This is a genomic window from Halorubrum aidingense JCM 13560, from assembly GCF_000336995.1.
Taxonomy (GTDB): Archaea; Halobacteriota; Halobacteria; order Halobacteriales; family Haloferacaceae; genus Halorubrum; species Halorubrum aidingense.
In genome coordinates this window covers 58,873-82,696 of record NZ_AOJI01000017.1, presented here as the reverse complement: position 1 = coordinate 82,696, position 23,824 = coordinate 58,873, and the positions used below count along the sequence as shown (strand labels likewise).

The 23,824-nt window shown below is 67.7% G+C and carries 27 protein-coding genes and 1 pseudogene; 11 read left to right on the top strand and 17 right to left on the bottom strand.

Annotation, left to right across the window (positions count from 1 at the left end):
• The first annotated feature begins 136 nt into the window (after positions 1 to 136).
• From C461_RS03675 to C461_RS03650, 6 genes are all read left to right on the top strand, one after another.
• Positions 137 to 1,168: a metal ABC transporter substrate-binding protein gene (locus C461_RS03675; RefSeq protein WP_007998767.1), complete on the top strand. Its 1,032-nt coding sequence runs from the start codon at positions 137 to 139 to the stop codon at positions 1,166 to 1,168.
• An 89-nt stretch (positions 1,169 to 1,257) separates the two neighbouring features.
• Positions 1,258 to 1,998, top strand: coding sequence for a metal ABC transporter ATP-binding protein (locus C461_RS03670; RefSeq protein WP_007998766.1), 741 nt, complete (start codon positions 1,258 to 1,260; stop codon positions 1,996 to 1,998).
• Positions 1,998 to 3,143: a metal ABC transporter permease gene (locus tag C461_RS03665; RefSeq protein ID WP_007998765.1), complete on the top strand. Its 1,146-nt coding sequence runs from the start codon at positions 1,998 to 2,000 to the stop codon at positions 3,141 to 3,143. The genes C461_RS03670 and C461_RS03665 overlap by 1 nt, the downstream gene beginning before the upstream one ends.
• An 87-nt stretch (positions 3,144 to 3,230) precedes the next feature.
• Positions 3,231 to 3,515, top strand: coding sequence for a DUF7545 family protein (locus C461_RS03660; RefSeq protein WP_007998764.1), 285 nt, complete (start codon positions 3,231 to 3,233; stop codon positions 3,513 to 3,515).
• Between the two features lie 115 nt (positions 3,516 to 3,630).
• Positions 3,631 to 4,065 carry a hypothetical protein gene (locus C461_RS03655; protein ID WP_007998763.1) on the top strand — a complete coding sequence of 145 codons (435 nt, stop codon included), beginning with the start codon at positions 3,631 to 3,633 and terminating at the stop codon, positions 4,063 to 4,065.
• A 110-nt stretch (positions 4,066 to 4,175) separates the two neighbouring features.
• On the top strand, positions 4,176 to 4,667 hold the full coding sequence (locus tag C461_RS03650; protein WP_239639090.1) for a GIY-YIG nuclease family protein: 492 nt from the start codon (positions 4,176 to 4,178) through the stop codon (positions 4,665 to 4,667).
• Positions 4,668 to 4,697: 30 nt separating this feature from the next.
• Here C461_RS03650 and C461_RS03645 read toward each other — a convergent pair whose 3' ends face one another.
• The 4 genes from C461_RS03645 to C461_RS03635 all read right to left on the bottom strand — a co-directional run bounded on the left by C461_RS03645 (position 4,698) and on the right by C461_RS03635 (position 7,191).
• On the bottom strand, positions 4,698 to 5,180 hold the full coding sequence (locus C461_RS03645) for an acyl-CoA thioesterase (RefSeq protein WP_007998761.1): 483 nt from the start codon (positions 5,178 to 5,180) through the stop codon (positions 4,698 to 4,700).
• 243 nt (positions 5,181 to 5,423) lie between these two features.
• Positions 5,424 to 5,738, bottom strand: a complete 315-nt coding sequence (locus C461_RS15285) for a hypothetical protein (RefSeq protein WP_152418306.1) — start codon at positions 5,736 to 5,738, stop codon at positions 5,424 to 5,426.
• Between the two features lie 175 nt (positions 5,739 to 5,913).
• The gene (locus C461_RS03640) at positions 5,914 to 6,366 is read right to left on the bottom strand and encodes a bifunctional nuclease family protein (RefSeq protein ID WP_007998759.1); all 453 of its coding nucleotides are present in this window, start codon (positions 6,364 to 6,366) and stop codon (positions 5,914 to 5,916) included.
• 105 nt (positions 6,367 to 6,471) lie between these two features.
• Positions 6,472 to 7,191, bottom strand: coding sequence for an ArsR/SmtB family transcription factor (locus C461_RS03635; RefSeq protein ID WP_007998757.1), 720 nt, complete (start codon positions 7,189 to 7,191; stop codon positions 6,472 to 6,474).
• A 117-nt stretch (positions 7,192 to 7,308) separates the two neighbouring features.
• Between C461_RS03635 and C461_RS03630 the strand changes: the two genes are divergently transcribed.
• The 3 genes from C461_RS03630 to purM all read left to right on the top strand — a co-directional run bounded on the left by C461_RS03630 (position 7,309) and on the right by purM (position 11,025).
• Complete coding sequence (locus C461_RS03630) at positions 7,309 to 9,126, top strand: TraB/GumN family protein (protein ID WP_049906337.1); 1,818 nt, start codon at positions 7,309 to 7,311, stop codon at positions 9,124 to 9,126.
• Positions 9,123 to 9,794, top strand: a complete 672-nt coding sequence (locus C461_RS03625) for a hypothetical protein (protein ID WP_007998754.1) — start codon at positions 9,123 to 9,125, stop codon at positions 9,792 to 9,794. Before C461_RS03630 ends, C461_RS03625 begins: the two co-directional genes overlap by 4 nt.
• 196 nt (positions 9,795 to 9,990) lie before the next feature.
• A complete protein-coding gene (purM, locus tag C461_RS03620) occupies positions 9,991 to 11,025 on the top strand; it encodes a phosphoribosylformylglycinamidine cyclo-ligase (protein WP_007998752.1) in 1,035 nt (344 codons plus the stop codon).
• A gap of 185 nt (positions 11,026 to 11,210) precedes the next feature.
• On the opposite strand, the gene C461_RS03615 is transcribed toward purM, so the two are convergent.
• The 3 genes from C461_RS03615 to C461_RS03605 all read right to left on the bottom strand — a co-directional run bounded on the left by C461_RS03615 (position 11,211) and on the right by C461_RS03605 (position 13,676).
• Positions 11,211 to 11,516 carry a DUF6360 family protein gene (locus C461_RS03615; RefSeq protein ID WP_007998750.1) on the bottom strand — a complete coding sequence of 102 codons (306 nt, stop codon included), beginning with the start codon at positions 11,514 to 11,516 and terminating at the stop codon, positions 11,211 to 11,213.
• A 1-nt stretch (position 11,517) separates the two neighbouring features.
• The gene (locus C461_RS03610) at positions 11,518 to 13,278 is read right to left on the bottom strand and encodes a nitrite/sulfite reductase (RefSeq protein ID WP_007998749.1); all 1,761 of its coding nucleotides are present in this window, start codon (positions 13,276 to 13,278) and stop codon (positions 11,518 to 11,520) included.
• Between the two features lie 95 nt (positions 13,279 to 13,373).
• Positions 13,374 to 13,676: a hypothetical protein gene (locus C461_RS03605; RefSeq protein ID WP_007998748.1), complete on the bottom strand. Its 303-nt coding sequence runs from the start codon at positions 13,674 to 13,676 to the stop codon at positions 13,374 to 13,376.
• 215 nt (positions 13,677 to 13,891) lie between these two features.
• Between C461_RS03605 and C461_RS16160 the strand changes: the two genes are divergently transcribed.
• Complete coding sequence (locus tag C461_RS16160) at positions 13,892 to 14,026, top strand: hypothetical protein (RefSeq protein ID WP_275039107.1); 135 nt, start codon at positions 13,892 to 13,894, stop codon at positions 14,024 to 14,026.
• Entirely contained in the window at positions 14,023 to 14,205 is a 183-nt protein-coding gene (locus C461_RS03600) for a hypothetical protein (RefSeq protein ID WP_007998747.1), read from the top strand. Before C461_RS16160 ends, C461_RS03600 begins: the two co-directional genes overlap by 4 nt.
• A 45-nt stretch (positions 14,206 to 14,250) precedes the next feature.
• On the opposite strand, the gene C461_RS03595 is transcribed toward C461_RS03600, so the two are convergent.
• The 10 genes and pseudogenes from C461_RS03595 to C461_RS03550 all read right to left on the bottom strand — a co-directional run bounded on the left by C461_RS03595 (position 14,251) and on the right by C461_RS03550 (position 23,712).
• Entirely contained in the window at positions 14,251 to 14,790 is a 540-nt protein-coding gene (locus tag C461_RS03595; RefSeq protein ID WP_007998746.1) for a CBS domain-containing protein, read from the bottom strand.
• 86 nt (positions 14,791 to 14,876) lie between these two features.
• On the bottom strand, positions 14,877 to 15,242 hold the full coding sequence (locus C461_RS03590) for a DUF555 domain-containing protein (RefSeq protein ID WP_007998745.1): 366 nt from the start codon (positions 15,240 to 15,242) through the stop codon (positions 14,877 to 14,879).
• A gap of 85 nt (positions 15,243 to 15,327) precedes the next feature.
• Positions 15,328 to 16,320, bottom strand: coding sequence for an isocitrate/isopropylmalate family dehydrogenase (locus tag C461_RS03585; RefSeq protein WP_007998744.1), 993 nt, complete (start codon positions 16,318 to 16,320; stop codon positions 15,328 to 15,330).
• Complete coding sequence (gene leuD / locus C461_RS03580; RefSeq protein ID WP_007998743.1) at positions 16,317 to 16,973, bottom strand: 3-isopropylmalate dehydratase small subunit; 657 nt, start codon at positions 16,971 to 16,973, stop codon at positions 16,317 to 16,319. Before leuD ends, C461_RS03585 begins: the two co-directional genes overlap by 4 nt.
• Entirely contained in the window at positions 16,970 to 18,391 is a 1,422-nt protein-coding gene (leuC, locus tag C461_RS03575; RefSeq protein WP_007998742.1) for a 3-isopropylmalate dehydratase large subunit, read from the bottom strand. The genes leuD and leuC overlap by 4 nt, the downstream gene beginning before the upstream one ends.
• Positions 18,392 to 18,452: 61 nt before the next feature.
• The gene (locus tag C461_RS16155) at positions 18,453 to 18,881 is read right to left on the bottom strand and encodes a hypothetical protein (RefSeq protein WP_080506243.1); all 429 of its coding nucleotides are present in this window, start codon (positions 18,879 to 18,881) and stop codon (positions 18,453 to 18,455) included.
• A gap of 17 nt (positions 18,882 to 18,898) precedes the next feature.
• Positions 18,899 to 19,612: pseudogene (gene ilvC, locus C461_RS16150) on the bottom strand (ketol-acid reductoisomerase); the annotation flags it as partial.
• 11 nt (positions 19,613 to 19,623) lie between these two features.
• Positions 19,624 to 20,319, bottom strand: a complete 696-nt coding sequence (gene ilvN, locus C461_RS03560; protein WP_049906271.1) for an acetolactate synthase small subunit — start codon at positions 20,317 to 20,319, stop codon at positions 19,624 to 19,626.
• Positions 20,316 to 22,115, bottom strand: a complete 1,800-nt coding sequence (gene ilvB / locus C461_RS03555; RefSeq protein ID WP_007998739.1) for a biosynthetic-type acetolactate synthase large subunit — start codon at positions 22,113 to 22,115, stop codon at positions 20,316 to 20,318. The genes ilvN and ilvB overlap by 4 nt, the downstream gene beginning before the upstream one ends.
• Before the next feature lie 412 nt (positions 22,116 to 22,527).
• Entirely contained in the window at positions 22,528 to 23,712 is a 1,185-nt protein-coding gene (locus tag C461_RS03550) for a LeuA family protein (protein WP_449271974.1), read from the bottom strand.
• Between the last annotated feature and the right edge of the window lie 112 nt (positions 23,713 to 23,824).

The following is a 23,824-nucleotide window of genomic DNA, read 5'->3' as shown; positions in this document are numbered from 1 at the left end:
TCGAACCGACGCCGGTCGGTTCAGCCGATTTCGATCGGCGAATATTGTTAACCGTACCCCGCTGTGGCGCCCCGTATTATTAATTCTGAGTTATGAAATAACAACCTTTTTCTGTTAAACCGGCTACTGTCTTCGTATGAGCCACTCACGCCGGTCGGTGCTGACCCGGGGCGCAGGGCTGTTGGCCGTCGGCGCAGCGACGTCGCTCGCCGGGTGCTCCGGCGACGCCGGGGCCGGATCCGAGTCGTTCGACTCCGGCTACGCCGCGTTTTTTACCCTGAACGACTGGGCGAACCAGGTTGCGGGCGATCACGCCGAGTTCCGGGACCCGGTCGAGGTCGGCCAACTCGGGCACGGTTGGGAGCCCGACGGAACCCTCGCCGCCGACGTGGCGTCGACGGACGCGTTCGTCTATCTCGATAGCCCGGAGTTCGCGTGGGCGCAAGACCTCGCGGCGACGCTGGAAGCCGACTACGACTCCGTGACCGTCATCGACGGGCTCGCGGGCGTCGAAGACGACCTCCTCGATTGGGACCACTCGCACGAGGAGGAGGAGGAAACGCACGAGGAGGAGGAAACGCACGACGAAGGCGGACACGAAGACGAAGCCGAAGACGACGGCGAAACGGGACAGTACGATCCCCACGTCTGGGTCGATCCGGTGCTCGCGGCGGGGGTCGTCGAGACCATCGCCGACGGACTCGCGGACGCGGATCCCGACAACGCCGACGACTACGCAGACAACGCCGCCGCGTACGCCGAAGAGCTCGATGCGGTCGACGCCGCCTTCGAGTCGATCGCGGAGCGCGCCGATCGCGACGTGGCGGTCATCGCCGGCCACGACTCCTTCCAGTACCTCGAGGAGCGGTACGGGTTCCGTCTCCACTCGCCCGTCGGCGTCTCGCCGCAGAACGAGCCCAGTCAGAACGAGATCGCGGACACGATCGAACTCGTCGACGAGGAGGGGATCGACGTGGTGTTGTATGACCGCTTCGAGTCGTCGACCCTCGCGGAGGCGATCGTGGAGAACAGCGACGCCACGGAGATGGTAGCGGTCAGCTCGGCGGGCGGAACGACCGAGGAGTGGAACGACGCGGGGTACGGCTACCTCGAACAGATGACCGAGATCAACGTCCCGGCGTTCGAGCGGGCGTTCGGCGTGCAGTGACCCAACTCACGCGGTCGGCACAGACGACGGTCACCCGGGACCGGACTAAAAGAGCTAAACGTTCGGACGACGCAGATCCGGCACGCGACGTGACCTCGATAATCGATCTCGACCACGTGACGTTCTCCTACGGCGACACGGTCGCCGTGAGAGACGTCTCCCTCTCGGTCGAAGCGGGCGAATTCCTCGGGTTGGTCGGTCCGAACGGCTCCGGGAAGACCACGCTGCTTCACCTCATGTTGGGCCTTCACGCGCCCGACGAGGGGACGGTCGAGCTGTTCGGACAACCGGTGGAGGCGTTCGACGACGGCGGACGGATCGGCTACGTCTCCCAGAAGGCGACGAGCCGGGGCGGCGCGATGCCGGTCACCGTCCGCGAGTGCGTCACCATGGGGCGGTTCGCCCACGCCGGGCACGGTCGGCTCACGGACGCCGATCGCGCCACCGTCGCCGACGCGATCGAGACGGTCGGGATCGGCGACCTCGCCGACCGCCTCGTGACCGAGCTGTCGGGCGGGCAGAAACAGCGGGCGTACATCGCCCGCGCGCTCGCGAGCGACGCCGACCTCCTCGCGCTCGACGAGCCGACCGTCGGGGTCGACGCCGAGTCGCGCGACGCGTTCTACGCGCTCCTCGACGACCTGAACGACGACGGTATCACGATCGTCCTGATCGAGCACGACATCGGTGTCGTCACCGACCGCGCGAGTCGCATCGCCTGTATCAACACGGAGCTGTATCACCACGGGGACACCGAGTCGTTCGTCGAGAGCGACGCCCTCGCGGAGGCGTACGGCGCCACCGGCCAAGTCCTCCACCACCACCACTGATGACCCGAGACACCGCGGGAGACGGTCGGACGGACGCCGACGGCGGGGCCGACGCAAGCGAGGCGGCCGCAGACGGCGGCGCGGCGGACGGCGGAACGACGCCGGCGTCAGTCGCGAGCGCACCGCGCCCCAGTCGAGGGCTTCGTCGGACGATCGAGCTCGCCGGGATCGCGGTCACAGCTGTCGTCGCGGCCGTGATGCTCGGATTCGTGTTTCTCTACTGGGCGCAGGACCTCCCGATCGCGAGCGATCTGTACGCCGCGTTCCGATCGGTCGGTCGCGGGATGGACGCCGCGTTCGGGACGAACGTGTTCCGACACCCGATCATGTGGCAGTCGATGGCGACCGGCGTACTCGTCGGCGTCGTCGCGCCGCTCGTCGGGTCCTTCCTCGTCCATCGCGAGATGGCGCTGATCGGCGAGACGCTCGCACACACCGCGTTCGCGGGCGTCGCGATCGGCATCCTCGTGAACGCGTCGACCGGCTGGGACGGGTCGCTGCTGCTCGTCGCGCTCCTCGTCAGCATCGCCGGCGCGCTCGTCGTCCAGTGGCTCACCGAACGCACCGACGCCTACGGCGACGTGCCCATCGCGATCATGCTCAGCGGGAGCTTCGCGGTCGGTACGCTGATCATCAGCTACGGGCGCGGGCTCACGGGGATCAACATCGAGGGGTACCTCTTCGGGAACCTCGCGGTCGTCACCGCCGAGGGCGCGCGCCTGATGGGCGTCCTCTCGATGATCGTCGTGGTCGGCGTCCTCGCCACGTATAAACAGCTCCTGTTTATCACCTTCGACGAGCAGGCCGCGCGGGTCGCTCAGTTGAACGTCACGGGCTACAACACGCTGCTCGTCGTGTTGACCGCCGTGGTCGTCGTCGGCGCTATGCAGGTGCTCGGCGTCATCCTCGTCGCGGCGATGCTCGTCGTACCCGTCGCGGCGGCCTCGCAGATCGCCCGGAGCTTCCGCGAGACGACGTACCTCTCGGTGATATTCGGACAGCTCGCCGTGATCGGCGGCTTCGCCGTCTCGATCGGGTTCGGGCTCCCCTCCGGCGGCTCCATCGTCGTCACGGCGATCGCCATCTACCTCGCGACCATCGTCGGCTCCGGCTTCTCGGTGAAGGCGATTTCGGCGCACGGGTAGCGGTCGTCGAACGCCGTTCGACGGGCTCGTGTGCGCGCGGCGCGCGCTTTCCACAGACCCTTATGTCGTGACCGCGAGGGTGTCGATATGGGAGACACGGAAACCTACACGGTCACCGGCCCCGACGGTGACGAAGAGTCCTTCGAACTGCCCGCCGGCCTCGTCGACATCCTGAGCGAGCAGGGCGAGCCGTCGAGCCGCGTGATCAGCGACGTCGTGGTCCAGGCGATGGCCCAGCAGGCGCACGTCATCGCCCACCACAGCGAGGGCGAGGTGCCCGACGACATCGCCGAGATGAACGACACGGCCGCGGAGCTGTTCGAAGAGCGCTTCGGGCAGTCGCTCGAAGACGCGCTCGGGCACTCGCACTGAGCGGGCAACATCGATCGCGAAACCGACCGCAAAACCGACCGCGATATCGACGACGACACTCGTTTTTCACGGCCGCGGCCGGCCGCTTAAGTCGCACCGAGACGTACCCGGTTGCATGGATACCTCGACGGACGCGCCGGTGCTGATCTTCGACGGCGACTGTCCGTACTGCTCGATGGCCGCGGTCGCGCTCCGTCGCCTCGACGGGGTGCAGGCGGTGCCGTGGGAGGCCGACCCGGTCGGTCCGTTCCTCGACGCGCAGTTCGGGTCCCGACCGTTCGCGATGGTGCTCGTCGATCCCGACGAGCGGCGGGTGTACGCCGGTCGATCCGCCGCCGAAGAGCTCGCCGACCGGGCCGGGACGCCCGGCATCGTCGGCGGACTCGTTCGCGACAACTACGACCGGATCGCGAGCGCAGTCGGCGCCCTCTCCGGCCGCGGCCGCGATCCGGCCGACTTTCACGACACGTACGAATTGACCGACGAGGCGGCGGCGCTCCTCGACGGCCTCCGCCCGGCGGCCAGCGAACCGCCCGAGCCGGCGGCGTAATCGTGCGGAACTCGGACCCCGGCGAGAAATTCGGTGAGAGCCCCGGTGAGAACCCCGGTGCGGACGCGACCGCCGCCCGCGACCGGTCGGCCGCGGGCGGAACGTACACGCTGCTCGTCGACGTCCCGACGCCGATCGCGATCGAGGTCGGTGCCCTCGGAGAGCGCCGGATGCCGGCGGGTGCGTACGCGTACACGGGGAGCGCGCTCGGCACCGGCGGCTTCTCCCGCGTGGACAGACACCGGCGCGTCGCCCGCGGCGACCACGACGTGCGCCACTGGCACATCGACTACCTGTTGGGTCACCCCGAGACCGACCTCGTCCGCGTCGTCCGAAGCGTCGGCGTCGACGTGGAGTGCGCGGTCGCCGACCGGCTCCCACCGGGGCCGATCGACGGGTTCGGTGCCTCCGACTGCGACTGCCGGAGCCACCTCGCCGCGGGCGATTCCCGCGACGCGTTCGCGGCCCGCGTTCGGGAGGCACACGAGGCGGCGGCCGACGCGGACGACGGGGCCGACTGGGGCCTCGCCGACGGCGATGTCGACGGCGGACCGGTCGTCGACACCGTCGCCGGCACGAAATCGGAACGCGGCGATCGATGAGGGCGGGCTCCCGCGACAGACCGATTTCCGCTACAGATCGTACCGGTCGACGACCTCGCGGAGCTGTTCCCGGCGGCCCTCGACCGCGTCCCGGCGCATGGCTTCTTCCTCGGCGGTCGGGCAGGTGAGCTCCGGCACCGACGCCGGCGTCCCGTCGTCGTCGAGCGCGACGAACGTGAAGTACGAGGTCGTCGTGCGGCGCCGCTCGTCGGTCTTCGGGTCCTCCGCGCGCACGTCGACTTTCACGTCGAGGCTGGTTCGCCCGACGTTGAACACGTAGCCCTCGACGACGACCACTTCGCCCATCTCGATCGGGGCGATGAAATCGACGTGGTCCATCGAGGCGGTGACTACCTGCCGGTTCGAAAACCGCATCCCGGCGATCGCACCGCAGATGTCCATCCAGTGGAGGACCGCGCCCCCGAGCGCCCGCCCGAGGTTGTTCGTGTCGTTCGGCAACAGCAGTTCGGTCATCTCGGTGTACGACTCCGCGATCGTCGCCGTCTCGTCCATACCGCCGGTCCGCGGCGCGATGACTTGAACGTCGGGTTCGATCAGGCAGGCTCCGTCGAGATCCTCGGTAAGTGAGAGATTCCGACCCGTGTGGTCAGTACAGCCTGTGTGCTTACTCCTTCGACGAAGGGCAGAGATCGTCGACGGAGCGGTCGTATCGTGACTTCCTGAGAAATGCTTCAATCAGTTCCAAATCTTCGTCTGTAATCCCCCTAGGAGCATCCGAGTCAGCATCTTTCGCAGTCATACTTCGACCTCTATCCGCTGGACCATTTCCTCATTATTCGCAAGAAACTTGAGAACCTCTTCTGCCACCTCAAAATTCGGGCCTTTCGTGACTCTGTTTCTTTTTCTGTTCCAATCGATGACTCCGCAATCAGCTAATTTCGGGAGATGAGTGTGGTGCATTATAATGCTGTTCTCCACCTGTATACCGGGGTTCATGGCATCGTTGGGCGGGGAATCAGTGATAAGTGAAGAGAGTAGTTTGCGCCGTTGATTATCACATAGAGCTACAAGAATCTCGTCCAGATCTATCTCAGAGTTGGTTGTGTCCATACGACCGATAGACCATCAGGACGGTTAATCTCGTTCTATTTCCAGAATTAATTTTTATTGATTAAGTGAGTGAGTGGACGGGTCACACGTTCAGTAAGCAGCCTTCAGCGAACGGCTGTTTCGTGCTGTATTACGTTTGAAGAAGCGGACTTCAACGGAACCAGACCGGAAGCGGTCAGGGGTCGTCTCGGGTCCCGTCGTCGAAGCGGACGGAGTCCGGCGAGCGCCCCGCCTCGTCGATCACGGCGTCGGAGACGATGATCGGACAGTCGATCCGCACGGCCAGCGCCAGCGCGTCGGACGGTCGCGCGTCGAAGACGAACCGCTCCGGCTCGCCGGCGTCGTAGCGCTCGGCGTCGACCTTCGCGTAGAACGTCCCGTCTCGGAGGTCGTCAACTCGGACCCGATCGATCGCGCCGCCGAACTCGGTGAGTATCTCGACGAGGAGGTCGTGCGTGAGCGGGCGGTCGAACGGCTCGCCCTCCAGCGCCATCCCGATCGACTGCGCCTGGTCGGCGCTGACGAAGATGGGGACGTACTCGTCGCGCACGGACAGGATGACCGCCGGCACGTCGCCGCCGGGCGCAGAGCCCGCCCCGACTCCGACGACCTCGGCTTCGTGTTCCATACCCGTTCGACGTGGCGGCGGCATGAATAGCTGTCCCACCGGAACCGCAGCGAAATCGCGTGCCGAAGTCGGCGAGGTACCGCGCTGCTTGGCAGGGACGCGGCCTTACCGCCCGCTGGAGGCCCGGTACCAGTACGCCCACGCGATCGTGAACACGAGCGCGGCGCCGAGGAAGAACACGACGCCGGGTTCGAGCAGCGAGACGGCCTGGTCCGCGAGCACATCGGTGACGAACTCAACCGCGCCGTCGACCCCGGTGGCGCCGCCGTCGGCGTCGGCCGCCGTGTCGGCCGAGGAACCGTCCGCGGCCGTCTCCTCAGTGGCGGCATCGTCGCTCGCGATACCCGCGTCGCCCCCGCCCCCGGCCGACTGATACGTCGTCACCGGATCGACCGAGAGGAGCCGTTGTGCGCCGACGGCCGCCAGTCCAATGAGTCCGTACCCGCCGAGCAGGCGCAGCAGGGCCGATTTGATACCGCGCGACGCCTCCGAACTTCCCGCGAACAGCACGAGCGGCTCGTCGGCGGCGGCGTACACGTCCATCTCGCGGCCCTTCTCCGAATAGGCCGTGTCGACGACGTCGACGAGGTCGGCGTCGTCGAGCCTCGAGAGGTGATACTGGACGTTCTGGAGCGACGTGTCGACGGCGGCCGCGAGTTCGGACTTCGTCGCCGGCTCGTCGTGGAGCTCGGTGAGGATCCGCCGGGCCGTCTCGGAGCCGAGGGCCGCGATGAGCGCGTCCGCGTCTTCGTCGTCGACGCCGACGACGCGCGGCTCCCGGTCGTCGGGCGTCGCGTCCGGCAGGGAGGGAAACAGCCGGGACATACGAGCACGTCCACCCCGTGAGGATACAAATTTGTTGGATCGAGCGCTCTCGGTCCCGCGTCCGCCATCGATACCGACTCACAAACCCTAAACGCGGTGACGAAGTACGTCGTGGCAATGACAGAGACGCCAGGGGGAGCGGATGGCGCGTCCCCGCCCCCGACGGCGAGCGATCATCCCGCGGCGTCCGACGATGACGGCACCGCTTCGTCGGCTCCGTCCGGCGGGCCCGGCACGTCCGGTCCGTCCGGCGCGGCCGCCGAGCCGGCCGAGCCCGGCTCGGTCACGGTCGTCGGTACCGCCCACATCTCGGAGCACTCGGTCGACGAGGTCGAGGAGACGATCGAGCGAGAACGACCCGACGTCGTCGCCGTCGAGCTCGACGAGGGACGGTACCGGCAGATGCAAGGCGAGACGCCCGACGACCTCGACGCCGGCGACCTGCTGAAAGGAAACACCGTCTTCCAGTTTCTCGCGTACTGGATGCTCTCGTACGTCCAGACCCAGCTCGGCGACCGGTTCGACATCGAGCCGGGCGCCGACATGAAAGCCGCCATCGACGTGGCGGAGGGGCTCGGCATCGACGTCGCCCTCGTCGACCGGGACATCCAGACCACGATCCAGCGGTTCTGGGCGCGGATGTCGATCACCGAGAAGCTCCGGATGGTCGGCGGCCTCGCGTTCGGCGTCACCGACTCCCGTATCGTCGGGATCGTCGCCGGGCTGTTCGTCGGCATCCTCGCCGGCCCCGCGATCGGTATCTTCGGCGGGAGCGTCGGCGTCACCACCGCGCTGTTGACGAGCGTCACCGGCGGCGTGCTCTCGGCGATCGCGGTCGCACTGGTCGTCGACCAAGCTGGGAAGCTCGGGCTGTCTCCCGACGCCCGGCTCTACGCCGCGACCACGCTCGGCGTGAGCGCCGGGATCGTCGTCGCGGCGTTCGGCGCCGCTAACGGGCTCGTCTCGACGTACCTCGGCGGGTTCACGATCCGGGCGATCGGGAGCCTCGGGCTCGGGATTTCGCTCGGCCTCACGTTCGGCGTCGTCGTCGCGCTGCTCCTCGGACTGGCCGGCCGCGGCGGCGACCCCGAACACGGCGGTATCGAAGAGCTGGGGATGGAGGAGCTGACCGACACCGACGTGGTGACGATGATGATGGAGGAGTTCCGCCAGTTCTCGCCGGGCGGTGCGGAGGCGCTCATCGACGAGCGCGACGCGTTCATCGCCCACCGACTCGTCGCGCTCCGGGACGCCGGCCACGACGTCGTCGCGGTCGTCGGCGCCGGCCACCGGGCGGGGATCGAGGGATACCTCGCGAACCCCGAGACGCTCCCGCCGATGGAGGGGCTCGTCGGACGCGAGTCGGGCCGCGGACTCCCGTGGAAGAAGCTGATCGGATACGGGATCACGGTCGGCTTCGTGGCGTTCTTCGTTCTGCTGGCGCTGGCGGGCGTCGAGAACGCCTTCCTGTTCCGGCTGTTCGGCGCGTGGTTCCTCATCAACGGGGTCTTCGCGTTCGCGTTCGCGAAGGTCGCCGGCGCTCGGTGGACGTCTGCGGGCGTCGGGGGCGCGGTCGCGTGGATGACGTCGATCAACCCGATGCTCGCGCCCGGCTGGTTCACCGGCTACGTGGAGCTCCGACATCTCACGGTGAACGTCGGCGACATCGGGATGCTCAACGACCTGCTGTCCGACGAGACCCAGTCGCCCTCGGAGCTCGTCTCCGCGATGCTCGACGTGCCGCTGTTCAAGCTCATCGTCGTCGTCGCGATGACGAACGTCGGCAGCATCGTCGCGAGCTTCCTCTTCGCGGTGTACGTCATCCCCGCGATGTTCGGTGACGTGGGCGGCGTCGACGAAGTGGGTCGACTGATGATCCAGGGCGCCCGCACCGGCGCCGAGCTGATCCGAAACGCGGTGGTGGGAGCGGCATGAGCGGCGCCACCCCTCGCGGGCGACGGATCGCCGGGCTCTACTTCAGCGGCGTCGAACTCCGCGACCTGCTCGTCGCGTGGCTCGCGCTCGGCGTCGCGTTCACGTTCTTCTTCGTCGGCGGCACCGCCGGTTTCGATCGGCTGCTCGCCGCGGGCGTCGTCCTCCCGCTGCTCGTCGGCCTGCTCACCGCCGGCGTCGCGTTCCTCCTCCACGAGATCGCACACAAGGTCGTCGCGGTCCACTACGACCAGGTCGCCGAGTTCCGCGCCGACACGAGCATGCTGTTTCTCGCCGTGATGAGCTCGCTCTTGGGGTTCATCTTCGCCGCGCCCGGAGCGGTTCACCACCGCGGTCGGCTGACGAAGCGAGAACACGGCCACATCGCGCTCGCCGGGCCGGTCGTCAACCTGCTTCTCACGCTCGTCTTCCTGCCGGCGCTTCTCGTCGGTCCCGTCGTCGGGAGCCAGGTGATCACGCTGATCGGCTCGCGAGGGATCGCGATCAACGTCTTCCTCGCGGCGTTCAACCTGATCCCCTACGGGCCGCTCGACGGGAAGACCGTTATCGGATGGAGCAAGCCGGTGTGGGCCGCGATATTCGTTCCCTCCGTGCTACTCGCCGTCGGCCTCGTTATCGTCGGCGGACTCGGGTTCGGCGGGCCGTTCTGAGTCGACCGCTGAATCCGACTGCGCCCGTCGCTGACGCGGGTTCGGTTTAATTGTTGGTTTGTTTGACCGCCGAGCCGTTTTGACCGCCGAGCCGTTTTGACCGCCGAGCCGTTTTGACCGCTGACCCGTCGTTGACTCCGGCGCGCCTCCCGCGGGGAACGGTGCGCTTTTGCTCCGCGGGCGTCCCTCGACACACATGACCGAGGGCGACGACGCGGACACCACCCGCGAGGACGACGACACCGGGGAGACGGCCGAAGAAGACGAACTCACGTACGCGGACGCGGGCGTCGACATCGACGCCAGCGAGGCGGCGACCGCGGCGCTGATCGGGGCGGTCGGGGAGACCGAGGGCGACTACGCCGGGCTCCTCGACATCGGCGACCGATACCTCGCGCTGGCGACCGACGGAGTCGGGACGAAACTGCTCGTCGCCGAGGCGCTCGGCGACTACTCGACGGTCGGCATCGACTGCATCGCGATGAACGTCAACGACCTCGTCGCCGCCGGCGTTCGGCCCGTCGCGTTCGTCGACTACCTCGCGGTCGACGAGCCGGACGAGCGGTTCGCAGAGCAGGTCGGCGACGGGCTCGCCCGCGGCGCGGAGCTGGCAGATATGGAACTCGTCGGCGGCGAGACGGCGGTGATGCCGGACGTCATCCGCGGGCTCGATCTGGCCGGCACCTGCGCCGGGCTCGCCGCGAAGGACGCCGTCTTCGACGGGAAGGCGCGGCCGGGCGACGCGCTCGTCGGCTGGCGCTCCTCGGGGGTTCACTCGAACGGGCTCACCCTCGCTCGCGAGGCGGCCACGCGAAACCACGAGTACACCGACGACTGCCCGTTCGACGGGTACGACACGGTCGGCGAGGCGCTCCTCGAACCGACCCGGATCTACACGGACCTGCTCGACCCGATGCGCGAACACGGCGTTTGGGGTGCGGCCCACGTCACCGGCGGCGGCTGGACGAACCTGACGCGGCTCGGTGCAAATCGGTACGTGGTCGAAGACGCCTTCGACCCCCAGCCGGTCTTCGAGTTCGTGCAGGCCGAGGGGAACGTCTCCGACGAGGAGATGCACCGGACGTTCAACATGGGAACCGGCTTCGTCGCCGCCGTCGACCCCGACGCCGCCGAGTCGCTGGCTGACGAGACTGGCGGGCGCGTGATCGGCCGCGTGGAAGAGGATGCCGACGACGGTGGGAGCGTCGCGATCCGCGGACTGGATTTATAAGCGATCGTCGTTCGGATCGATATCGGTGCCAGCGCGGTGAATACGGCGAACGCCCGGGCTCCTCGGGTACGAGTAACTGACGGCGCAGTGCACACACCCCCAAAGCCTCAGCCTCACGCCTCCCCAGCCTCGTCGGACCGGCGCNGCCTCCCTCGCGCCCTCAGAGATGTGTATAAGAGACAGGTTTATAAGGAGTCGTCGTCATCGTCGTTGTTTTGCGCGGCCTCGACGCGGTCCGCCGTCGACGCCAACGCGTCGGCGAGGGTCCGCGCCTGCGCGGGCGAGAGGTCGATCTCGTCGGCGTGCGCGGGGAGCGGGTCGATCGCCGTCCCGTCCAGTTCGACCGCCAGCGTGACGTGCTCGGGGTCTTCGCGAGGGGCGGTGACGTTCACCACGCCGGGCGCGTCGGCCTCGAACTCGTGGCCGCGAGCGCGCCCGTCGACCAGATCGAGCGTCGTGTAGGCGTTCACGCGGAGCAGTCGGTCGGACATCTCAGTCGTCCGCCGGCGTCGGCGGCGCCTCGTCTAAGCCGTCGTTCTCGGCGTACGGGTACCACGTGCGCTTCGTGTTGTGCAGCATCGGATCGTCGTAGTCGGTCTCTTCCGGATCGACGAACGCGTCGAGTTCGTCGTCGTCGTGGCGGGCCACGAACGACCGGAACGACTCGCCTTCGAGGCGCTCGGCGGCGAAGCTCTCGACCAAGTTCGCGATCGCTCCCGGCACCTCGTCGGCGGGGACGCGTTGAGTGACCCACCGAGCGAACTGCGGGTTCTCGCCCAGACCTCCGCCGAGCCCCACGTCGAGCGCCTCGACCGGCTCGCCGTCTTTGCGGGTCTTCATCCCGCGGAGGCTCACGTCGGCGATCTGCGGCTGCGCGCACGACGCGGTGCAGCCGGAGAGGTGGATGTGGAACTCGTCGACGTCGGTCGGGAGGTCGACGTTCGCCTTCAGCCACCGCGCGAAGCGGACCTGTCGGTTCTTCGTCTCGACGATGGACAGCGAGCAGTACTCGGTGCCGGTACACGCGACGGAGCCGCGCATGAACGGCGACGGCTCCGGGGAGTAGTGTTCTAACAGCGGCTCGCCGAGAAGCGAATCGAGGGCGTCGTCCGGCACGTCGGTGACGATGACGTTCTGCCGCTGTGAGAGCCGCACCTCACCGGAGCCGTACTCCTCGGCGAGGTCGGCGAGTTCGAGGACGTCTTCGGCCCCCATCCGACCGACGAGCACGTTCAAGCCGACGAAGTTCCTCCCGTCCTTCTGGTCGTGGACGCCGATCAGGTCGTTTCGCTCGCCGCCGCCCGCGTTGTAGGTGTACTCCTCGCGAACGTCGCGACCGGCGGACCTGAGCTCGAAGTCGACGTACTCCTCTTGGAGCGTCTCGCGGACGGCTTCCGCCCCCCACTCGTCGACGAGGAACTTGATCCGAGCGTTGTAGCGGTCCTCGCGGTCGCCGTTATCACGGAACAGCGCGGAGAGCCCCCCGGCGACGTCGGAGACCCGTTCGGGCGGGACCCAGACGTCGATGTCGCGGGCGAACCGCGGCTCGTTGCGGGCGAGCCCACCGCCGACCCGGACGTTGAAGCCGACGGCGTCCTCGCTCCCGTCGCCGCCCTCCACAGCCTTGTACGCGGGCTCGAAGGCGAGGTCGTTGATGTCACCCTGCCCGGAGCCGTCGGCGGAGCCAGTCACGGACACCTTCCACTTCCGCGGGAGGTTCGCGTGGTCATCGTTCCCCTTGAACGTCTCGTTGAGGTCGCGGATGACCGGCCACGCGTCGATGACCTCCTGGCCGTCTTTTCCGGCGACCGGGTTCCCGACGATGTTCCGCCACGAGTCGCCACAGGCCTGTTGGGTGGACAGGCCGTTCGCCTCCAGCGTCTCGAAGATCGCCGGCACGTCCGAGAGCTCGATCCAGTGGAGCTGTATCGACTGTCGGGTGGTGAAATCGGCGTACGCGTCACCGAAGATCGGGTTCGTCCCCGGTCCCCGCGCATACTCGTCGGCGATCTCCCCGACGACGCGAAGTTGGCCGGGTTCGAGCACGCCGTTCGGCGTCCCGATGCGCATCATGAAGTACCCCTCTTGGCCGTTCCGTTGATGATACAACCCCCACCATTTGAACCGCTCGAACCACGCGTCCCGCTCGTCGTCCGGGATCGAATCGAACCCCTGTTCGGCGAAGTCGAACAGGTGCTCGCGGATCTCGCGCCCGTACACCTCCGATTTCCAGTTTTCGACGTCCGTTGGCATCGAGATGTCCTACACCCGACACCAACATAGCTGACAGCGTACTGTCAACCTTCCCCGGTGATTTATTTCATCGGTAAATATTGTTGACTCAGTCGTTATCGAGAACGCCGAACCGTCGAACGGTCGAATTCGGCGAACTCACCGTCGTGTACCCGTCCGACCGGGATCCATCCGGTGACTCCCGTTGTGCCGCACGCGATGCACTGCCCGTGGACGCGCGCCTCGATCCGTGCGCCGTCGATCCCGACCGCCTGGAAGTTCTCGACGATCAGATCGGCGAGATCGCAGCCACAGAAATCGGGCGCGTCGAGACGCCACAGTTCACTGACGCGCACTTCGCGGGTGTCGTCGATGGATAGCCACGCCCCGTCGTCGAGGACGCGCAAGCGAGTGGTCACACCCGTCGTTCGGTCGCGGGGAATCAAACGGTGCCGGTGTTCGCAAACGGCGACGCGGTTGGGAACGCCGATACAGACGTAAACCGCCGGACTGCAACGGGTTCAACTGAAATACGGTGTCAATGATACCGGACGTTGATTCCGGTACTCGAGAGTAGTGGTTCGATTTACTCGTGTAGCCGCACTTATGATCGAAACGGGAGTATTCAGCGTCGATGACCGATCACACGCTCGACGATTCCGGCAGTTCCGCCGGTGGCGCCGCCGACCCGGACGACGGGACGAACCGACAGCACGCGTCCGCGGACGTCGCACCCGAGCTCTTCGAAGACCCGCTGAGTGGCCGATGACTGCTCAGGATGATCCGGCGGAGGAAGCAACAGCGGACGACACGGAGGAGTCACCCGCCGACGAACTCGGCGAGAGCCCGGTCGAAGAGCGCGACGGCGGAAGCCACCTCGACGAGATCCAAGACGGAGCCGGATGTACGGAGATTTGGGAGCACCTCTCGGAGAATCGCGACGACTGATCGCACCGTCCGTCCGCGTCGAGATCGGCCGCAGCGGTTCCGTCGCTACGACAGGTGCGCGGCGATGTCCGCTTCGGTGAGGATTCCGACCGTCTCGCCGCCGTCGGTGACCATCACCGCCTTGTAGTGGTCCAGCAGGTTCCGCACCTCGTCGACGGTCGCGCTCGGGGCCACCGTCGGGAACGACTCGCTCATGACCTCGCTCACGGGGTGATCGCCGACGTTCTCGCCGGCGTGGATCACGTCGCCCTGGCTGATCGATCCGACCGGGACGCCGTTTTGCAGGACGGGGAGCTGTGAGTACGCTTCCTCTTCCATCAGGGCGACGGCCTCGCGAACCGCGTCGTCGGGCGCGACGCTGATCACCGTCTCGTTCATCAGGTCGGCCGCGCGAACGACCTCGCCTTCCGCCTCCTGTAAGGCGTTGACGATCCGGCGCAGCGTCGAGAGCCGCGGGTCGACGTCGCCGCCTTCGATCCGCGCGATGAGCGGCTGCGAGACGTCCGCGGCGTCCGCGAGTTCGCTTTGGGTGAGTTCGAGCGTCGTCCGCCGCTCGCGGAGGTCCTGTGGCGTCGGGAGTTCCATACCGTGGAATAACCCGAGGTTATTAGAAAAGGTTTCGGCGTCGACCGATATCGCGCGGGCGCCGTCGCCGTGTGCGCGGCGGGGAGTTACTCGTCGTCGTCCTCGTCGCTCTCGGTCTCGATGATCTCGATGACTTCGAGCGGGACGTCACGCAGCGCACCGCCGACCTCGCTTTTCGCGATCCGCTCTGCGTGCTCCTCGCTGTCGGCGTTGAAGATGTCGATCTCCAAGAGGAGGCCGACCAAGGCCGTGTTCGCGGCGAGGAACGCGGCGTCGAACGGCTCGCCGCAGGCGGGACAGCCGGTGACGCCGGGTTCGACCTCGACGTACTGCTTGTCCGTCTCGTTGAGTCGCTTGCCGGCTTCGCTGACCGCGACGCCGATAGCGTCGTCGGTCTCCTCGACGTCACGGACCAACCAGGCAGCTTCCATCGCGACTGAGTAGTTGCTCATACGCGAGTCGAGGAGCCGCAGGGTTTCCTTTCTTGTGGTTCGGCCGCGACCGCCGCGGCCGGTCAAATTCGGCGAGGGAGGCCCGCTAGAGGCGATCGACGACCGCTGCGGTGACCTCGTCTGTCGTCGCGCTCCCGCCGAGGTCGCCGGTCCGGGGGCCGTCCGAGAGCACGCTCTCGACGGCGTCCCGCACTCGCCGACCCGCCTCGACGTGGCCGAGGTACTCCACCAGCATCGCGGCCGAGAGGATGGCCGCCGTCGGGTTCGCGATCCCCTCACCGGCGATGTCGGGCGCGGTACCGTGAACCGGCTCGAACAGCGCGTTGTCGTGGCCAATGTTCGCCGACGGGAGCAGCCCGAGCCCGCCGACGAGTCCGGCGGCGAGATCTGAGAGCACGTCGCCCGCGAGGTTCGGACAGACGACGACCCCGTACTGGCTCGGGTCGAGCGGGAGCTTCGTCGCGAACGCGTCCATCAGTTCCTCGTCGGCGTCGACGCCGTGTTCGTCCGCGACCGAGAGGACCTCGTTCCGGAAGCGACCGTCCGTCTCGCGCATCACGTTGGCCTTGTGCGCGACGGTAAACCCGTCGCGGTGGTCCGGTCCGCGACCGTCCGCGACGAACTCGCAGGCGTACTCCGCGAGCTCGCGGGACGCCGAGGACGTGACCACGCGCGTCAGCGTCGAGAGGTCCTCGCTGAGCCGGTCCTCGTGGCCGGCGTAGACGCCCTCGGTGTTCTCGCGGAGGAAGACGACGTCCGTCTCGGGGCGGACCGCGTCCACGCCGGGATACGCCTTCGCGGGCCGGATGTTGACGAACGAGCCGACGGCCTCCCGAAGCGGGAGGATGACGTCGGCGGCCGTCTCGCCGGCCGCACCGAACAGGGTGGCGTCGGCGTTTGCGGCCGCCTCGTACGTCGCTGCGGGGAGCGCCTCGCCGGTCGCCTCCTTCGTCGCGTCGCCCGCGTCAGCCGTGGCGAACTCGAAGTCGATGTCGAGCGATTCGAGCACCGCAACGGCGGCCGGAACGACTTCCTGACCGATCCCGTCGCCCTCGATGACGACGACTTCGTAGGTCACGCCTCGTCCTCCGAGATGTGTTCCTCGGGGACGTAGGGCAGCGACCGAGCGGTCTCGCGGACCGCGCCGGCGTTCGCGCCCATCAGCGCCGTGGTGTCCCAGACGCCCTCGACGAGCGCCTTCCGCTGTGCGTCGTGAACCTCCGCGTCGATCACGGTGTCGCCGTAGGTGATCGTCTCCTCGGCCACGTCGATGTCGACGTCGGCGTCGGGGTTGGCCTCGACGTAGTCCTGGAGCGCCTCGATCGATTCCTGATCGGCGGTGACCGTCGGAACCCCGAGCGCGAGGCAGTTGCCCGCGAAGATCTCCGCGAACGACTCGCCGACGACGGCGTCGATCCCCCAGCGCATCAGCGCCTGCGGGGCGTGTTCGCGCGAGGAGCCGCAGCCGAAGTTGGCGTTGACGACGAGCACGTTCGCGCCCTGATACCGCTCCTCGTTGAACGGGTGGTCCTTCTCGTTGTCCGCGTCGTCGAACCGCTGGTCGAAGAAGGCGAACTGCCCCAGCCCGTCGAAGGTGACGACCTTCATGAAGCGGGCGGGGATGATCTGGTCGGTGTCGATGTCGTTGCCCCGGACCGGAATCCCCGTTCCGGAGACCTCGGTGACCTTCTCCGCCGGCGCCTCGCCGGCGCTGAACTCGGGTGCGCTCATACGGTCGCCACCTCCTCGAGCTCGCGGACGTCAGTGACCTCGCCGGTCACCGCCGCGGCCGCGACCATGATCGGACTCATCAGCACGGTCCGGCCGTCCTTCGATCCCTGCCGGCCCACGAAGTTCCGGTTCGAGGAGGACGCGCTCGCCTCGTCGCCCTCCAGCTGATCGTCGTTCATCCCCAGACACATCGAACAGCCGGGCTCGCGCCAGTCGAAGCCCGCCTCGGTGAATATCTCGTCGAGCCCTTCCGCTTCGGCGGCGCGCTCGACGCGCTGACTGCCGGGAACGACCATCGCGCGCACGCCGTCCGCGACCTCGCGGCCCTCGACGAACGCGGCGGCCTCGCGGAGGTCTTTCAGGCGCGCGTTCGTACAAGAACCGAGGAACGCCACGTCGATCTCGTACCCCTCCATCGTGTCGCCCGGCTCGACGCGCATGTGTTTCTGGGCGCGGCGGGCGGTGTCTCGGTCCTCCGGAGGGAGGTCCTCGGGATCCGGGATCGGTTCGGTGATACCCGCGGTCTGTCCGGGCGTGGTGCCCCACGTTACCGTCGGCTCGATCGCCGAGCCGTCGATGGTGACGACGTCGTCGTACTCGGCGTCGTCGTCGGTCCGGATCGACTCCCAGTAGGGTTTCAGCCGCTCGAACTCCTCGGGGTCGTCCTCGAACGCGTCCGTCTCTTTCAGCCACTCGTAGGTGGTCTCGTCGGGGTTGACGTAGCCCGCACGGGCGCCGCCCTCGATGGACATGTTACAGATAGACATCCGACCCTCCATGCCCAGCTTCTCGACGGCTTCGCCGGCGTACTCGTACACGTAGCCGACGCCGCCGTCGGTGCCGAGCTCGCCGATGATCGTCAAGATCACGTCTTTCGCGGTGACGCCCTCGCCGAGCTCGCCGGTGACCTCGATCTTGCGGACGTTCTGTTTCTCCATGGCGACACAGCCCGTCGCCAGCACGTCTCGGATCTGCGAGGTGCCGATGCCGAACGCCAGCGCGCCGAACGCGCCGTGCGTCGACGTGTGCGAGTCGCCACAGACGATCGTCATGCCGGGCTGGGTGAGCCCCTGCTCCGGCCCGATGACGTGGACGATCCCCTGATTGCCGGAGTCGGGGTCCGAGAAGTCGATACCGGACCCGCGGACGTTCGCTTCGAGCTCCGCCATCATGTCCTCTGCGGCCTCGTCGCGGTAGGGCCGGTCGCGGTTGCCGGTCGGCACGATGTGGTCGACCGTCGCGTGCGTGCGCTCGGGGAACGCGACCTCCTGATCGCGCTCTTTCAGCATCCCGAACGCCTGCGGGCTGGTGACCTCGTGGACGAGGTGGAGCCCGACGAACAGCTGGTCCTGTCCGGTCGGGAGCCGCGTCACCGTGTGGCGGTCCCACACCTTGTCGTACAGGGTCCCCTCGCTCATCGCGGGTCACCCGCGATCCGTGCGGTCGCTCGTGATCCGTCCCCGCCGCCGTCTACGCCCATCAGGCGGTCACCTCGGCCGACTCCTCCTCGTCGTCTTCCTCCTCCTGCCACGCGAACAGCCCGCGCAGCTCCTCGCCGACGGCCTCGATCTCGTGGTTCTTCTCGGCGGCCCGGAGCTGCGTGTAGGAGGGCCGTCCGGCCTGATTCTCGGCGATCCACTCGCGGGCGAACTGCCCGTTCTGGACCTTCTCTAAGACCTCCTCCATGTTCTCGCGGGCGTGCTCGTCGACGACGACGTCGCCCTGCGTGAGTCCGCCGTACTCGGCGGTGTCGGAGACGGAGTCCCACATGCCGCCGAGCCCGTCTTCGTACATCAGGTCGACGATGAGCTTGAGCTCGTTGAGACACTCGAAGTACGCCATCTCCGGCGAGTAGCCGGCGTCGACGAGCGTCTCGTAGCCCTGCTTGACCCTGTCTCTTATACACATCTCNGCTTGAGCTCGTTGAGACACTCGAAGTACGCCATCTCCGGCGAGTAGCCGGCGTCGACGAGCGTCTCGTAGCCCTGCTTGACCAGCGAGGTGACGCCGCCACAGAGGACGGCCTGCTCGCCGAACAGGTCGGTCTCGGTCTCCTCGCGGAACGACGTCTCGACGACGCCGGCGCGGGTACAGCCGATCGCGGCCGCGTACGCGAGCCCCTCGTCGTGAGCGTCGCCGGTCGCGTCCTGGTAGATCGCTAGCAGTCCCGGCGTCCCCTCGTCGTTCTCGTAGTTCCGGCGGACGAGGTGGCCCGGCGACTTCGGCGCGACCATCGTCACGTCGACGTCCTCGGGCGGCTGGATCTGGTTGTAGTGGATGTTGAACCCGTGCGCGAACTGCAGCGTGTCGCCCGCCTCCAGGTTCGGCTCGATGGCGTTCTCGTAGACGTCCGGCTGGACGGTGTCGGGGACGAGGACGCTCACGATGTCGGCGTCGGCGACGGCGTCGGCGGGGGTCGCCACGCGGAGCCCGTCGCTCTCGGCGGCGTCCCACGAGGAACTGTCCTCGCGGAGGCCGACGACCACGTCGACCCCGCTGTCGTGGAGGTTCTGGGCGTGCGCGTGCCCCTGCGAGCCGTAGCCGAGCACGGCCACGGTCTTGTGAGTGATGGCCTCGCGGTCGGCGTCGTCGTCGTAGTATACGGTCGAATCGAACGTCTGAGTGTCGTCTTCGGTCATGTGTAGTGAAATTAGCTGCTGTCGTGTGTGGTCGGTTCGCCGGCCGTTCCGGGTTTCTCTCCTGGCGCGGTCGGGGTGTTCCCGCGTGCGAGCGCGGTCGGTCCCGTCCGCGCGATCTCGACGATTCCGAACCGCTCGAAGGCGCCGATCGCGTTGTCGATCGCGGACTTGTGGCCGGTGAGTTCGACGGTGACCGTCTCGGGGCCGGCGTCGACCGTCCGCCCGTCGTACATCTCCGTGACCGCCTGCACCGCGGCCGGGTCGTCGCCGCGCACCTTGAGGAGCACGAGCTCCGAAGTGACCGCGTCGCCGGCGACCTCGCCGACGGAGATCACCGGCTTCAGCTTCGCCATCTGCTTTTCGATCTGGTCGATCCCCGGGTCGGTCTCCTCGACGACCATCGTGATCCGCGAGTGGCCGTCGACCGTCGTCGGCCCGACGGTGAGACTCTCGATGTTGAACTGGCGCCGAGAGACGAGCCCGGAGACGCGCGCGAGCACGCCCGGCTCGTCCTCGACCAGCGCCGAGATGACCGCGCGTCGGGACTCGTGTTCGGCCTCGACGACGGGGTCGATCCGGATCCCTTCGAGGTTACGGCGCCCCTCGGGATGCGGACGCTCCTCGGGGGCCGGCTGCTCGCTGGGCATGGGCCGATCGTCTGCCGCTGCGTCCGCGTTGGGGGCGGACGCCGACGACTCCCCGCTCATAGCTGGTCCTCCGCGGTGGCGAACTGGCCGTTCGCACCGCCGCTCGGCACCATCGGCAGCACGTTCTCTTCCGGATCGACGTGGAAGTCGATCACGGCCGGGCCCTCGTAGTCGAGCGCCTCCTCGATCGCTGGCGCGACCTCGTCGTAGTCGTCGACGCGGAGTCCCAAGGCGCCGAACGCCTCGGCGAGCTTGTCGAACTCCGGCATCCACGTGTAGTCGGAGGCCATGTGGCGCCCCTCGTAGAAGGCGTCCTGCCACTGTCGCACCATCCCGATGTACTCGTTGTTGAGCACCGCGATCGTGATATCGAGGTCCTCGCGAACGGCCACCGACAGCTCCTGCATCGTCATCAAGAACGAGCCGTCGCCGTCGAAACAGATCACGTCGCGGTCGGCCTCGCCCATCGCGTTCGCCGCGACGCGCGCGCCGACCGCGGCGGGGACGCCGTACCCCATCGTGCCCAGCCCGTGCGAGGAGACCCACGTTCGGGGCTCGGTGTACGTCCAGAACTGGGAGGCCCACATCTGGTGTTGGCCGACGCCGGTCGTCACGATGGTGTCGTCGTCCGTCGCCTCGTCGAACGCCTCGACGACGAACTGCGGCTTCAGCGGCTCGTCGTCGGGAGTCGCGTACGTGAGCGGATACGTCTCTTTCCACTCCCCGCACTGGTCGCGCCACGCCTCGGCGTCGGGCGCCTCGTTGACCGCCGCGGTCAGCTGTTCGAGGACGCGCTTCGCGTCACCGATCAGCGGGTAGTCCGCGTAGACGTTCTTCGAGATCTCCGCGGGGTCGATGTCGACGTGAACGACCTCCGCCTCGGGCGCGAAGGTGTCGATCCCGCCGGTGAGCCGGTCGTCGAACCGCGTGCCGACCGCGATCAGGCAGTCGGTGTGCGTGATCGCCATGTTCGCGTAGCCGGTCCCGTGCATTCCCGCCCACGAGAGACACAGGTCGTCGTCCTCGGGGAACGATCCGATCCCCGGCATCGTCGTCGTCACCGGGATCTCGTACGTCCGGGCGAACGTCCGCGCCGCGTCGCTCGCCTCGGCCTTGATCACGCCGCCGCCGAACAGACACAGCGGCCGTTCCGCCCGTTCGATCGCGCGGGCCGCCTCCTCGACCGCGTCCGTGTCGGCGTTCGGGTCGGGGTCCGTCCCGGCCGGCGGGGACGCGGGACCGGGCGTCCGGTCCGTCACGTCTTGGGTCACGTCCTTCGGCAGATCGACGAGCGTCGGGCCGGGGCGACCGGCCCGCGCCAGCTCGAACGCCTCGCCGACGGTGTCGCCCACAGTGTCGGCGCCGTCGGCGAAGTAGTTGTGCTTCGTGATCGGCCGAGTGACGCCGACGGTGTCCGTCTCCTGGAACGCGTCGTTACCGACGAACTCGGTCGGGACCTGCCCGGTCAACGCGAGCATCGCGTCGGAGTCCATGTCGGCGTCCGCGATCCCCGTGACGAGGTTCGTCGCCCCGGGGCCGGAGGTCGCCAGACAGAGTCCGGGCTCGCCGGCGACGACGCCGTACGCGTCGGCCGCGTGGGCGGCGCCCTGCTCGTGGGCCATGGTGATGTGGTTGATGGACGAACTGTACAACGCGTCGTAGACGGGCATGATCGCGCCGCCCTGCACGCCGAAGGCGGTCTCGGCGCCGGCCGCTTCCAGCGCGGCGACGACCGACTCCGCGCCGGTGGACACCGGTCCCGCGGCGGGGGTGTCGACGGCGTCGTCCGCCGGCTGTTCGGGATCGTCCGCCCCGTCTGCCTCTTCTTCTCGTGGCTGTGCTGCTGTGTCGCTCATTGTCGTGGTGGTGTTCGGTGTGGCATCTCGCGGGTGTGAGACTCGGTCGCTCGGAACGCCGACGCGTCGGACGAGACACGGCTCGCCCGCTGGCATTCGTCGATGCGTCGTATCGGTGAGGAAGGGGTGATGTAGGGGGTTATACCCCTACAATAATCGGCGCGACGGCTCCGGCGACGTCGGCTGTCGTCGGGTCCGTGGTGTGCCGTCGCATCTCGCTCGGACCAATGCGGGCACGGTATAAATCCCTGTCGGGAGGTGCGGATCCCCCGCCGGTGGGGGCAGTACGCGCCGTCGGCTCGCGGCGTCGCGGGGCGACGGCGCGACCGAGTCGACGGTCGCCGCGGAGCGACCCCGACGGTCGCCGTCGGCAGCGGTCGCTCGGCGGACTCCCCGTCCAGGGAGGCGGCCATCAGATCCGGACCTCCTCCTCCTCGCGGTCGATGTCGGCCTCCTCCGCGAAGCGCTCGACGTCGCCGGCGGTCACCTGCCGCTTGCCGGCGCCGTACTCCTTGACCCGCTTGGTGATGCGTCGGACCTCGCTGTCCGTGGGGTCGAAGCCGGCCTCCACCAGGTGCTTGCGCACGCTGTGGGTGCCGGTGTGTTTGCCGAGGACGAACTCGCGCTCGGCCCCGACCATCTCCGGGGTCATCACGCCGGTCTCGAACGTGTCGGCGTTTTCGATGACGCCGGCCGCGTGAATACCCGACTCGTGGGCGAAGGCGTTCCGTCCCGTGATGGGTTTGTTCGCCGGTACCGGGATGTCCGAGGCCTCCTCGACGATCCGGGCCAGCTTGGTGATCTGGGTCGTGTCGATGCCGGTGTCGACGCCGTACACCGACTCGACGGCCATCACGACCTCCTCGTAGGCGGCGTTGCCGGCGCGCTCGCCGATCCCGTTGACCGACACCTGCGCCTGGTGGGCGCCGTTCTCGAACCCCATGATGGCGTTCGCGGCGGCCATGCCGAAGTCGTCGTGGGTGTGGACGTCGACGCGCGCGTCGGTGGCGTCGACGACGGCCTTCACCGTCTGGCCGAAGCTGCTCGGCATCCCGACGCCGCAGGTGTCGGGGATGTTGATCCAGTCGGTGCCGGCGTCCGAGACCGCCTCGACGATGTCGATCAGGTAGTCGGGGTCGGTCCGGGTGGCGTCCATCGGCGAGAACATGCACTCGACGCCGGCGTCTTTCACCTGCTCGACGGCGGCGACGGCGCGTTCTTTCGCCTCCTCGCGGGTCGCGTGCATCGAGTCCTCCAGCTGTACGTCGCTGGTGGAGACGAACACGTGGACCATCTCGACGCCGGAGTCGATGGCGGCGTCGATGTCGCCCTCGACGACCCGGGCGAGCCCGCAGACGGTGGTGTCCGTCGCGGCGGCGATATCGCTCACGGCCTCGAACTCCGCGTCGGAGTTCACCGGGAACCCCGCCTCGATGACGTGGGTGTTCATGTCGTCCAGCGTCGCCGCTATGCGGCGTTTCTCGTCGTAGCTGAACGACGTCCGTGGTGACTGTTCGCCGTCTCGTAACGTCGTGTCGAAGATCCGTACAGGACCGATTTCGATGTTAGAAGCTATCGTGCCCTGGAAGAACTCGATCCGCCGGGGTGTCCGACGAAGCCTCCGTGATGTCTGTCATCGACTGACGACAATACGGTTGGGAACTTAACCCTTGTGCCGTTCGCAAAAACGACTCGGCCCAATTCCGGAG